The organism is Desulfobulbus propionicus DSM 2032, from assembly GCF_000186885.1.
GTDB lineage: Bacteria > Desulfobacterota > Desulfobulbia > Desulfobulbales > Desulfobulbaceae > Desulfobulbus > Desulfobulbus propionicus.
Window position 1 is genome coordinate 1,183,949 of record NC_014972.1, and the last position, 11,749, is coordinate 1,195,697.

Consider the following 11,749-nt stretch of genomic DNA (forward strand, 5'->3'; position numbering starts at 1 on the left):
TCAGTTGCTGGCTTTCCGCCGACGGGCGAATCCCGCCAGCCCGGCGATGCCAGTACCGAACAGCAACATGGTAGCTGGTTCGGGGACGGGTTCTACAGATTCAACCATAACCACGAAATCTGTAAAATCCATATCTCCGCCACTTAGCAGGTCTTCCCATGCCAAAATGTACTCACTGTCAGTCCATGTCCCAGATGGCAGGTTAGGTAGTTGTACTTGATCAATATTATTACCTTGATAGGCAAACATATGATCAAATTGATCTGTGTTCAATGATGTGTCGCTGTGCCACAATCCATCTGGTGTGTTGAGGTAATATCCAAAAGTATCTCCGGCGAAATCTATTCCTGTGTCAGAATTGTTAACCCAAACACTACCATCTAACTTAATAGACAACATTGCTTGAGCTCCAGCAGATTGAGGACCGCTGAAAAGTTGTACGTATTTGCCTGAATTATACACTCCAAATGTGTTTAAATCTGCATAACCGGCTATTTCTATAATCATGGTAGCAATACTTCCACCGGAAGCAGTAATACTCCAATAGGAATCGTATTCATCTGCTATAAAATCAGTGGAAACGTCTAGACTACTAGGACCGCCCGGATTAGGCAATGTGATATTATCAAATACAGTTTGCAACGAACTGCCAGGAATAGGAGTTCCCACCGGATCAGCCATCGCACTCCCTGCCAACAAGCCAACCCCTGCCAGTGCGATCAACGCGCTTTTCAATAGTTGCTTCTTCATGATACCCTCCCGAGGTTATGTGAATAAACACCCACATCTGTTTTTGTTGACTTTTGCTATTCATAATCCGTGCCCGTTTGCTGTGAATGTGATATGGTTGTTTGGTTGCTGTTGATTATCATTTGAAATTATTCAATTATTTTTCTTGAGCGGGTGCCTTTTGCTCAAGAAAACGCTGTTCTTTTTTTCTTCCGATCGTCTAAATATCCCTTGCTGGGCCGTGTTCGTGGCCAAGAACTATCCAGATGGCGCGTTTGCAGGCGGAAAAGTCTGGAAAAAGCAATTTTTATTTTATTATTACAATACATTGTGCTTTTATGTCTTTTCCGGCAAGGCGGAAAACTATGGGGCGAGAAATCTCTCCATCATGGGGATGGCGCGGGAGGAACGAGTCGCGGTCCGTGCAGGATGACTGGCCAATGACAGTCGGCCGGGATGAGGTTCAGCGGGATTTTGCCTGGTTGGCTTGGGGGTGGAAGGCTGGGGCTGGCTGCTCGGTGAAGGCCAAGCCGATGTGGAAGAGGGGAGCGGTTTCAAGGGGCTCGGCCCAGATCACCCGGCCGATACCGTTCAGTTCGCTGACCGTGCCGTCGGTTTCCAGGGAGAAACGAATCAGGGTGTCTGGAGCCAGGGTTTGACGGCTGGCAAAGCGAATGCCGTGGTTGCTGAGATCGATGGTCCAAGCGTCGTCGTCCCGATGGCCGGGCATCTGGTCGCTGCCGGTTATTTCGGAAAAACGGAAAGCATGATGGCTGGGGATGCGGATCGAGCGGCGGCGGTTGACCGGCAGGCTGTCCTCGATCGCCTGGTCGACATCGATGTGCGCCTGTTGTTGAAACTGCGGACACGCGGGATGGTGGCTGGAGGTGCAGTAGGCGACAACATGTTGTTCTACCGGCAGAAAGAGTCCATCCCTGACCAGGAGGCAGGCCCGGCTCAGGGGGGACCAATGCGGGCAGACGCGCTGCTGCAGCCGGAGGGTCTCCTGGGCCGTCTCGTGTGCTTGTTCGCTAACAGGCTGTTTTTTCATGACAAAATCTATGCAAGAAATGCTCCAGATGCTGCGGCTGGCGATTGTTTACCCTTCGGGAGCAAGGGTGACTGCCGGCGGAGAAATCATTGCGGCCGGGCCGTGTCGATCCGGCAAAAAGTGTCCTTTTTTCCCTGCCCCGCCGCAAAGGCAGGGACTTTTTCGCCGGGGCACAGTATATACTAGTCCGTTTCATGACCCTGCGTTGCCCGGTGGACACGGCCTCGACCTGCCCCGGTTTCTTGGAGAACAGGAAGAACCCCATGAGTGAGATCATCCGCTACGTCAAAGGCCTCGACCCGGATCGGGATGCATGGCTGACCAATTTTTTCACCGAAAATCATCTGGCCTACGAGACCTTCCCCGATGTGGTGGCCTCGCCGGAACAGCTCAAATTCATCGTCCATCTCGAGGATGAACAGATCTATTACCCCTGCTCGGACGAGCTGTTTGCCGCGATCATCGAAAAACGGGCGGACACGGTGCTGACCTCGGCCTATATCGGTATCTGGACCCGGCTGGAGAAGCTGGTGCGCGAGGTGGTGACCGATCCCTACAAACAGCGCTACCTGCTCAGCCTGCTGACCATCAAGTACAATCACGAAACCATGCACAAGGTGCAGCTGCCCGGGCGGATCGAAAAGCGGCTGTTGGGTATCTTCACCACCATCAGCGAGATCGACCGGCCACTGGCCGTTGAACGGGAACAGGAAAACAAGCGGGTGGCCGCCTTTCTCAAGTCGGAAACCTTTGAACAACTGTTCAACTCGCCGGAAGGGTTGGAGATTGGCGACACCACCACCCTGACCGACATCGACCTGCAACTCCATCTGCTGCGTCTGCGCCGCCTGTTGCTGCTCTCCTCGATGCGGCCCATCTGGCGCCAGGATCAGCCGCCGGACAGCGATACCCTTCGCCGGGTGATGAATCAACCTCTCGATACCCCGGAATGGCAATGGATCTGCAATTGGCTGCGGGATGTGATCGCCGGCAAACGGCGGCCCTGTATCCTGTGGGTGGGCGGCCGGTCGGGGGAGATCGTCTTTGACCTGGCCATCCTTCATATTTTCATGAAGATCGGCATCAAGGTGATTTTGGCGGTCAAGCAGGATTTCTACTACCACCGGGTATCGTTCATCGATCTGCTGGAAGATCCGACCCTGGACGAGCTGCTCGAGGACGCGGACCTGATCGGCGATCCCAAGATCTCGAAGAATCAGCTGCTCCGTTACCTGGACAGCGACAATCGGCTGCTGGTCATCTCCGATGGCACCCGAGAGCCCTTCAACCCGCTGCTGACCTCGGTCACCTATGCCCGTGCCTTCAAGGAGGCCGATTTGGTGGTCTACCGCAATCCCGGAGGTCGCGAGAACATCAACAACCATTTTCAATTCACCCGCGATATCGTCTCCATCATCCCCGGCGACGACGGCGAGGTCGACATCCTGCTCAAGCCGCACCACCCCAAGGCGGTCCGCTTCTCCCGCGCCCAGCTGCGGCGCAAGGCTCAGGAACTGATCAGCATGGTCGAGCGGGAAAAGGCGCAGGGCAAGACGATCATGTTCTACTCGGCCATTGTCGGTTCCATCCCCGGCCAGCTGAAGACCGCCAAGGAGATCCTCAACGTCTTTGTCGAATACCTGCGCTCGTCGCTCAACGACGTGGTGATCATCAATCCGGGCGAGCATTTCGTCGAGGGCATGGATGCCGACGACATCATGTACATGTGGGAAATTTTTCAACGATCCGGCAATATCGACATCTGGCGCTTCCAGAGCGTGGACGACATCGTCAAATCCTTCGAGCTCATGGGCAAGAAAGTGCCGCCGGAATGGACCGGCAAGGACGCCACCTATTCCACCGGCTGCACCAAGGAGATGGAGATTGCCGTGCAGATGCAGAAGCAGTATCCGGAAATGCAGCTGATCGGCCCGCCCTACGAGAAATTCCAGCGCCGCAAGGAGTACGGGGTCGGCAAGCTGTACGATCGCACCCTGGCCGGCAGCGAATGAGACGGACTGCCCGGAACGGTGAGCCGTTGACTGGCGCCTCTTTTGCCGTCTTGCGGCCCGCGCGTTTGCGGCAACGAAGGAACGATATTTTCAGTACACAACAATCAAGACGATGAACAACACGCAAGCCGTCAGTTTTCTGGATGCCACCTTGCGCAAGGTGTATCCGCAGGATTTTGAATACCGCCAGTTGGCCGAGGAACGCCTGGAGCAGCTGACCATGCCCCGTTGGGCCCTGGGCGATTTGCTGGATCTGGCCGTCGACCTGGCCGGCATGACCCGTTCACTGCGGCCGCCGGTAGCCCGCAAGAAGGTGGTGATCATGGTGGGCGATCACGGGGTGACCGCTGAGGGGGTGTCGAAATATCCGCCGGAGGTGACCGCCCAAATGGTGCGCAACTTCGTCCGTGGCGGGGCCGGGATCAATGCCTTGGCCCGCCAGGCAGGGGCCGGGGTGTGCGTGGTCGATGTCGGGGCCAGGGATGATTTTGCCGATCTGGTGCGGGAAGGTGCGATCATGGCCAAGAAAATTGGACATGGCACCGCCAACATGGTCTATGGCCCGGCCATGACCCGGACCCATGCGGTCATGGCGGTCGAGGCGGGAATCGAGGTGGCCAATGCTCTGGCCGCCGAGGTCGATGTCTTGGGCGCCGGCGAAATGGGTATCGGCAATACCACCCCGAGCACCGCCATCGCGGCGGTGTTCACCGGCAGGAAGGTGGCTGAGCTGACCGGTCGGGGCACCGGCATCGACGATATCCAGTTGGCCAATAAGATCGCGGTGATCGAAAAAGCCCTGACCCGCAACAAACCCAATGCCAAGGACGGCCTCGATGTGCTGGCCAAGGTCGGCGGTTTTGAGATCGGCGCCATTGCCGGCCTCATTCTCGGTGCGGCCGCCCACCGCAAGCCGGTGATTGTCGACGGGTTCATTTCCACCGCCGGGGCGATGATCGCTTCTAGCCTGGAACCCTTTGTCCGCGACTATCTGATCTGCGCCCATCGCAGCGCCGAACCGGGTCATGGGGCACTGCTGGATGCATTGCGGCTTCGGCCCCTGCTTGATCTCAACCTGCGCCTGGGCGAAGGGAGCGGGGCGGCCCTGGCCATGAATGTAGTGGAGGCGGCCGTGGCCATCCTCACGGAAATGGCCACCTTTGCCGAAGCCGGCGTAGCCGGACCCCGATAACCGGCGCTGCTACTGGGTATAAAAATTTGTACTTTGGTGAGGCTGAATCTTGACGATCGGGATGGTGTGTGCTATTTTACAATCTAGTCAATACCCATTCCCAAAAGTGGTGGAGCTATTATGAAGCGCATGGCATTCGGGATAACACTTTTTGCTGTACTGCTGCTGTTTGGCGACCGTCTCACCCATGCCAGCGAGGCCCAGGCAGCCCTGACAGGCCGGACTTCGGTCTATAGGTATGAGATACCGGAGAGCTTGAGCCCCGAGGAAAAAAACTGGTTCAAGACCTTCCAGGAAGGCAATTTTCTTTCCGAAGGCTGGCAGCAGATTTCCGCAGAAATAATGGCCAAGACCCCGCCCGAGCAACGTTCGGCGCAGAAAATCGCCTTGGACAATCTGGGGAGGAAAATCGGCATGGAATGGAGCCGGGCCAACGATGTCCGCAAGGTGGATTCGACCATGCTCCAGGAGTGGGGCGACATTCTGCGGACAACGGCCCGTAAGAATCCCCAGCAACTGGCCTCGGCCATTGCCTATATCGATCAGGAAGTCGACGCCGTTCTTGATTGATCCTCCTGCCCGCTGTTCCCGAGTCCTTCCTCGCTGACCTGCTCCACCCTGCACTGTAACGCTCCCCGGTGGAGCAGGACCTCCACGACCTCTCCCGTGCGGACCTGACCATAGCCGGTGACCACCCGTTGTTTTTTTTCGGTCGTCCGCACGATCGCGTAGCCCCGTTCCAGGGTGGCCAGGGGGCTGACCGCGTGCAACACGCCCGCGACCCTGGCAAATCGTTCCTCTTTGCCCTGATACTGGGTACGAATCGCTCGCAGGAGACGGATGCGCGCCTCGTTGAGCCGTTGCTCATAGAGATGGACCCGGCGGACCGGGTTTAATCGAGCCAGGGTGCGGGCGGCGTGGGCAAGCCGCTGGCCCCGGGCATCCAGCGTGGTGTGCAGCGACCGCTCCAACCGTGTCGTCAGCTGATCGAGCCGCAGCATCAGCCGTTCAAGGGGGTGACGCATGGATTCAAGCCGACGTCTGGCCACAAGCAAGCGCTGTGCCGCCCCCTCGGTTCGGCTCCGGAGGAGACGGCGCAGCCGCTCATCCTGCTGGTTGATGCGCACACGCAGGGCCGCGCTGTCCGGCGTCAGCAGTTCGGCCGCGGCGCTGGGTGTCGGTGCCCGTAGATCGGCGGCAAAATCCGCGATGGTGAAATCAATTTCATGGCCTACCGCGCTGACCACCGGCACGGCCGAACGACGGATGGCCCGGGCCAGGTGCTCGTCGTTGAAGGCCCACAGATCCTCGATCGACCCGCCTCCCCGGCAAAGGACGATCAGGTCGGTGGCCACCCGGGCATTGATCTCCTCCAGGGCGCGTATCATCTCGGCCGAGGCCTGTTCGCCCTGAACAGCCACCGGATAGACCGCTATTCGCACCATGGGGCAGCGCCGGTTGGCGATGTGGATGAAGTCATGCACCGCTGCCCCCCGGGGCGAGGTCACCAGGGTGATGTGGCCGGGAAAGCCGGGTGGGCGGCGTTTGCGGTGCTCGTCAAACAGCCCCTCGGTGGCCAGCCGTTGTTTCAGTTGCTCAAAGGCCAGCTGCAGGGCGCCCGCTCCCTGGTGATCGATGGTATCGACGATCAGCTGATATTCGCCTCGCGGTTCATAGACCGAGATCCGGCCGCGGCAGACCACATGATCTCCATCCTTGGGGAATCGGCTCAGGTAGCGTTGCTGCATTTTGAACAGCACCGCCCTGATCTGGGCGCCGCTGTCCTTGAGGGTGAAATAACAGTGACCCGAGTAGGGCTTGTGCAGGTTGGAAATCTCTCCGCCCACACTGATAAAGGGGTACTGGGCCTCCAGCAGGAGGCGGATGGACTCGTTGAGTTCGGACACAGTCAAGACACGGCGGTCATCCATGGCGGACTCCGTGCCGGCGTGCGAACAACCGGTCTGCTCGCGTCGAGGCCTGGGGCGGCCGCAGGGCTTTTTGCGTGTTCATCGTGGATTGGCTGATGCTTTTTTTTTTCGTCGGGGTATAATCGTGCACCTTGGCGGTGGAGGAGCATTCGAGCTGTTTACCAGTGTTGTCCGGCCACGCGCAACGGGTATTTTCCGGCTGGTCCCAGCTTGCATTTTTCTGTCCCGACATCACCTTTTCGCCGCACCATTTCACGGAGGAACACAACCGCATGACGGAACCAAGTGCCTTTGATTCCAACAACATCAAACTGCAACCCCTGCAACCCGTCGGCCTGATGGAGCAGTTCAATCTGCCGCCTAGGATGATTGCCTTTATCCGCCGCAATCAGCGGCCTATCTGGGGCGGGGTGATCGCGGTCGTTGTCCTGAGTCTGGGCATCGCCGCCTACAGTGCCTACCGCGACCATCGCGCCGCGCGGGCTGCCTCGGCCCTTGACGCTGCCATGATCGCTTCTGGCGACAAGCGCCAATTGCTGGAACAGGTGGTGCAGGATTACGGCGCCACCCCTTCGGCCCTGTGGGCGAAGATCGAGCTGGCTTTCCTGGAGGAACGCGAGGCCCAGCGGGCCAAGGCCATTGCCCGCCTGGAGGAGGTCAACGCCAGCCTCGCGGCCAGGTCCCTGCTCAAGCCCCTGATCCAGAACAAGCTGGCTGGACTGTACGAAAACGAAAAGCAGCTGGACAAGGCCATTGCCGCCTATACCGAGCTGGCGGCCAGGGAAGAGTTTGCCGCCGAGGCCTACAGGGCCTTGGGGCGGGTCAATGAGCAGTTGGGCAGGAAAGAGGAGGCCGCGGCCATGTATGACAAGTATCTCGAATTGGTCGGCGCGCAGCCGCCGGTGCAGGGGAAGACGGATCCGATTCGGGAAATGGTCCAATTCAGACGCAATCAATTGAACAAATAATGGACATCATCAACACCCCTCAGGAAATGTATGCCTGGTCCAGGGATCGGGCAATCTCGGGCAAGTGTGTCGGTCTGGTGCCGACCATGGGCTATTTTCACGAGGGCCATCTCAGCCTGATGCGCAGGGCGGGGACCCTGTGTGATCAGGTGGTGGTCAGCCTGTTCGTCAATCCCACCCAGTTCGGTCCCAATGAGGATCTGGACCGCTATCCCCGCGATTTTGAACGCGACATGGACATGGTCCGCCAGGAGAAGGTGGCCGCGGTCTTTGCCCCGACCCCGCAGCTGATGTATCCCCAGGGATTCCAGACCGAAATACGCGTCAAGGAGCTGGCGACCTATTTGTGCGGCAAAAGCCGGCCGGTCCACTTTGCCGGCGTGGTCACGGTGGTCACCAAGCTGCTCAACATCGTCCAGCCCGAGGTGGCGGTGTTCGGCGAGAAGGATTTTCAGCAGCTGGCGATCATTCGCCGTCTGGTGGCCGATCTCAATATTCCGGTGCGGATTGTCGGCCATCCGATCGTGCGCGAAGCCGACGGCCTGGCCATGAGTTCACGCAACGCCAACCTCGACCCGGCCAACCGGGCCGCGGCGCTCAGCCTGTCGACCGCCCTTGAGCTGGCACGGGCCCAGGCCGCCCGGGGGATGCGTTCGGTGGCCGAGCTGGCCCCGCTGCTGGAGCGGCATATTCATTCCTTTGCCGGCAATGTTATCGATTATGTCAGCTTTGTCGATTGCGACACCCTGGAGCCGATGAGTGAGATCAACGAGCGTACCGTGCTCGCCTTGGCCGTCCATGTCGCCGGCAAGACCGGCCAGGTGCGGCTGATCGACAACGGCTATCTTCTGCCGCGGGCAGAGGGCTAATCGTTCGCCAGCGGCGCCGCACGGCTTTGCCGATCTTTTTTCTACAACACTGCAAGAGGTAAATTGTGCCTGGTTTTGAAATTTTTGGAGCAGAAGAAAAACAGCAGGTTCTCGAGGTGCTGGACAGCGGCGTGCTGTTTCGCTACGAGTTTGCCGCCCAGCGGAACAATGTGTGGAAAGTACTGGAATTCGAACGGGCCTTTGCCGCCTATACCGGAGCCGCCCATGCCCAGGCGGTGACCTCCGGAACCGCGGCTCTCAAGGTCGCCCTGGCGGCGCTGGGCGTCGGTGCCGGGGACGAGGTGGTCACCCAGGGCTTCACCTTTGTCGCCACCTGGGAAGCGATCCTCGACTGTGGCGCCATCCCGGTGTTCACCGAGGTGGATTGGACCCTCAACATGGACCCGGCCGATCTGGAGAAGAAGATTACCCCCAGGACCAAGGCGATCATCCCGGTGCACATGATGGGTGCCCAGGCCCGAATTGGGGAAATCAAGGCCATTGCCGACCGCCACGCCATCCCGGTGATCGAGGATACGGCCCAGGCGGCCGGCGGCCGGCTGAACGGTCGCCACCTCGGCACCTTTGGCGCGGTGGGCACCTTTTCCTTTGACGCGGTCAAGACCATGACCACCGGCGAGGGCGGCATGTGCATCACCAATGATGCCGGCTTGTGGCAGCGGATGTCCGAGTACCACGACCACGGCCACGACCATGTGCCCAACCCCGGCGGCCGCGGCGGCGAAGGCCGGCCGTTCATCGGCTTCAACTACCGGATGATGGAAATTCAGGGGGCCATCGGTTTGGCCCAATTGGCCAAGCTGGACACCATTGTCGCGGAACAGAAGAAGAACAAACAGTTTTTCCAAGAGGCGGTGCGTGTGCTGCCTGGGGTTCGTTTTCGCGAGATCCTCGATCCCGAGGGCGATTCCGCCACCTTCCTCACCTTCATGCTGCCGGACAAGGAGCGGACCACGGCGGTCAACCAGGTACTGCGCGACCAGGGCGTGGGCGCGGTTCGCTGGAGCGAGAATGGCTGGCATTACTATCCCAACTGGGAGCATCTGCTCGAGGGCAAGACCTACTGCCAAGGGGGCTGGCCCTTCGCCGCCCATGGCAAACGGCGCATCGTCTACGACCCGCAGGCCCTCCCCCAGTCGGCCGCAATCCTCGAACGCACACTCACCTATCAGGTGCCGATCCTGCTGGCCGATGAACAGAAGGCCAAGATCGCCGCGGCCCTGCAACAGGCTGCCCGGATCTAACTTCTTTCAAGCCATTCCTCCCGATGGAACGCACCAGTGGGTGTTCCATCAGGAGGGCAGTGTTTCTTTCCCCGTCCCCACATAGACATCGAAACGCACCGCCTTGCCCTTGAGTGTATAGGAAGGGAGCCGGTCAGCGAGAAACGGTCCCTTGAGCGGTCGCTTGACCACCACCTTCCTGATTGCAAGGGCGAGAGCCGCCCGCAGCAGCTCTTCCGGAGGCTCGGTTTTTTGGTCAAGGAGCTGCAACAGACGCAGTTCCTGCTTGACCTTTGCTGTCTTGGTCCGCTGCGGAAACATGGGGTCCAGGTAGATCACCTCCGGCCGTTCGGTCAGCGTCGGCCAAAGGTCGAGAGCATTGGCTGCCCGCAGGCGGATTCGCGATGCGACCTCGCCTAGCCGGGGATCGGCTGCGGCCCGCTGCAAACCGTCCGCCAACAGGGCTGCGACCACGGGGTTGCACTCGAACATCCACACCCGAAAGCCGCTGGCGGCAAGGAGAAAGCCGTCCCGGCCAAGTCCGGCGGTGGCATCGATCAACAGCGGCTGAACAGTGTGGCGCACCTTGGCCGCCCGGACCAGCAGTTCGTCACCCGGCCGCGACACACGGCGGCGGGCAGCCGGGCTGGCAAAATCGACCCATAGGGCTCCGGGCAGCTCCGGGTCGCCGGGTTTGCACAGTTCCAGGTGATCGGAGGTGAACCGCAGCAGCAGATCGGCGGCCAAAGGCTCGCTGACCACCGGAACGCCGAGGGCTTCGGCCAGGACCTGGACACGGTTGGCCGAACTGTGCGGCTCGGCGAGCAGGGCCAGGGAGAGGGGCGAGACGGCCATGTATTTTCGTTGTAACCTGATGGATTGTTTGGTGATTGCCTTTTGTCCGGCCGCACTGTATCATGGCGCGCAGGAAAAGAACAAAAGAATGATGCTCTCTTGAGAGAAACTGCAGGAACGCCGATGAGCACAGTCGAGTCAAAGATTATCGCCATTATCCCCGCCCGTTATCAGTCAAACCGCTTTGAGGGCAAGCCGCTGGCCCTGATTGCCGGCAAGCCCATGATTCAACATGTGGTGGAGCGGGCCCAGCGGGTCACGCTGCTTTCCCGGGTGGTGGTGGCCACCGACGATGAACGCATCGCCCGGGCGGTCGAGGCCTTTGGCGGTTCCTGGGTGATGACCCGGCGCGACCATGCCACCGGCACCGATCGCCTGGCCGAGGCGGCCAGGCTGCTCGACATTGCCGACCAGGATGTGATTGTCAATATACAGGGGGATCAACCCCTGTTTTCCCCGGAAATTGTCGAGCAGGTGGCCCGGCCGCTGATCGACGATCCCTCCCTGCCCATGGCCACTCTGATCTACAAGATTGTCCGCCCGGAGGAAATCACCGATCCCAACCACGTCAAGACCGTGTTCGACTGTCACGGCAATGCCCTCTACTTTTCCCGCTCGCCCATCCCCTTCCAGCGCGATCCCGGCGACCGGGAACAGCCGACCTATTACAAGCATCTCGGTTTCTATGCCTATCGCAAAGGATTTCTGGTGACCTTTGTCGGTCTGCCCGAAGGTCAATGGGAGCGGTTTGAAAAATTGGAGCAATTGCGCGCCCTGGAGTTCGGCTATTCCATCCGGGTGGTGCTGACCGATCACGATTCGGTGGAGGTCGACACACCCAAGGATCTGCTCCGGGTGGAAGAGTTGTTGCAGGCGACGCGGTGATCCATTCCTTGCA

Annotated in this window: 12 protein-coding genes; 8 read left to right on the forward strand and 4 right to left on the reverse strand. The window is 59.5% G+C overall.

Features of this window, described 5'->3' with window-relative positions; all coding sequences use genetic code 11:
* Positions 1-750, reverse strand: coding sequence for a DUF4114 domain-containing protein (locus DESPR_RS17765; protein ID WP_015723771.1), 750 nt, complete (start codon positions 748-750; stop codon positions 1-3).
* 160 nt (positions 751-910) lie between these two features.
* Here DESPR_RS17765 and DESPR_RS18365 point away from each other — a divergent pair, with 160 nt between their 5' ends.
* A complete protein-coding gene (locus DESPR_RS18365; RefSeq protein ID WP_169701535.1) occupies positions 911-1,162 on the forward strand; it encodes a hypothetical protein in 252 nt (83 codons plus the stop codon).
* A gap of 30 nt (positions 1,163-1,192) precedes the next feature.
* Here DESPR_RS18365 and DESPR_RS05240 read toward each other — a convergent pair whose 3' ends face one another.
* Positions 1,193-1,780 carry a PilZ domain-containing protein gene (locus DESPR_RS05240; RefSeq protein WP_015723772.1) on the reverse strand — a complete coding sequence of 196 codons (588 nt, stop codon included), beginning with the start codon at positions 1,778-1,780 and terminating at the stop codon, positions 1,193-1,195.
* 263 nt (positions 1,781-2,043) lie between these two features.
* Between DESPR_RS05240 and DESPR_RS05245 the strand changes: the two genes are divergently transcribed.
* From DESPR_RS05245 to DESPR_RS05255, 3 genes are all read left to right on the forward strand, one after another.
* Positions 2,044-3,792 (forward strand): ARMT1-like domain-containing protein, encoded by a 1,749-nt coding sequence (locus tag DESPR_RS05245; protein WP_043769703.1) that lies wholly within the window; start codon positions 2,044-2,046, stop codon positions 3,790-3,792.
* Positions 3,793-3,904: 112 nt separating this feature from the next.
* Positions 3,905-4,984, forward strand: a complete 1,080-nt coding sequence (gene cobT, locus DESPR_RS05250; RefSeq protein WP_015723774.1) for a nicotinate-nucleotide--dimethylbenzimidazole phosphoribosyltransferase — start codon at positions 3,905-3,907, stop codon at positions 4,982-4,984.
* A gap of 120 nt (positions 4,985-5,104) precedes the next feature.
* Positions 5,105-5,554, forward strand: a complete 450-nt coding sequence (locus DESPR_RS05255) for a hypothetical protein (protein ID WP_015723775.1) — start codon at positions 5,105-5,107, stop codon at positions 5,552-5,554.
* On the opposite strand, the gene xseA is transcribed toward DESPR_RS05255, so the two are convergent.
* The gene (gene xseA / locus DESPR_RS05260) at positions 5,527-6,915 is read right to left on the reverse strand and encodes an exodeoxyribonuclease VII large subunit (protein ID WP_015723776.1); all 1,389 of its coding nucleotides are present in this window, start codon (positions 6,913-6,915) and stop codon (positions 5,527-5,529) included. The genes DESPR_RS05255 and xseA overlap by 28 nt on opposite strands.
* 272 nt (positions 6,916-7,187) lie before the next feature.
* On the opposite strand from xseA, the gene DESPR_RS05265 reads away from it, so the two are divergent.
* The 3 genes from DESPR_RS05265 (at position 7,188) to DESPR_RS05275 (ending at position 10,017) form a co-directional block, all read left to right on the forward strand.
* Positions 7,188-7,883 (forward strand): tetratricopeptide repeat protein, encoded by a 696-nt coding sequence (locus DESPR_RS05265; protein WP_015723777.1) that lies wholly within the window; start codon positions 7,188-7,190, stop codon positions 7,881-7,883.
* The gene (gene panC / locus DESPR_RS05270; protein ID WP_015723778.1) at positions 7,883-8,752 is read left to right on the forward strand and encodes a pantoate--beta-alanine ligase; all 870 of its coding nucleotides are present in this window, start codon (positions 7,883-7,885) and stop codon (positions 8,750-8,752) included. Before DESPR_RS05265 ends, panC begins: the two co-directional genes overlap by 1 nt.
* A gap of 65 nt (positions 8,753-8,817) precedes the next feature.
* On the forward strand, positions 8,818-10,017 hold the full coding sequence (locus DESPR_RS05275; protein ID WP_015723779.1) for a DegT/DnrJ/EryC1/StrS family aminotransferase: 1,200 nt from the start codon (positions 8,818-8,820) through the stop codon (positions 10,015-10,017).
* A 48-nt stretch (positions 10,018-10,065) separates the two neighbouring features.
* Here the strand turns inward: DESPR_RS05275 and DESPR_RS05280 are convergent, their stop codons facing one another.
* Entirely contained in the window at positions 10,066-10,851 is a 786-nt protein-coding gene (locus tag DESPR_RS05280) for a class I SAM-dependent methyltransferase (RefSeq protein WP_015723780.1), read from the reverse strand.
* A 123-nt stretch (positions 10,852-10,974) separates the two neighbouring features.
* On the opposite strand from DESPR_RS05280, the gene kdsB reads away from it, so the two are divergent.
* On the forward strand, positions 10,975-11,736 hold the full coding sequence (gene kdsB, locus DESPR_RS05285; protein ID WP_015723781.1) for a 3-deoxy-manno-octulosonate cytidylyltransferase: 762 nt from the start codon (positions 10,975-10,977) through the stop codon (positions 11,734-11,736).
* The last annotated feature ends 13 nt before the right edge of the window (positions 11,737-11,749 follow it).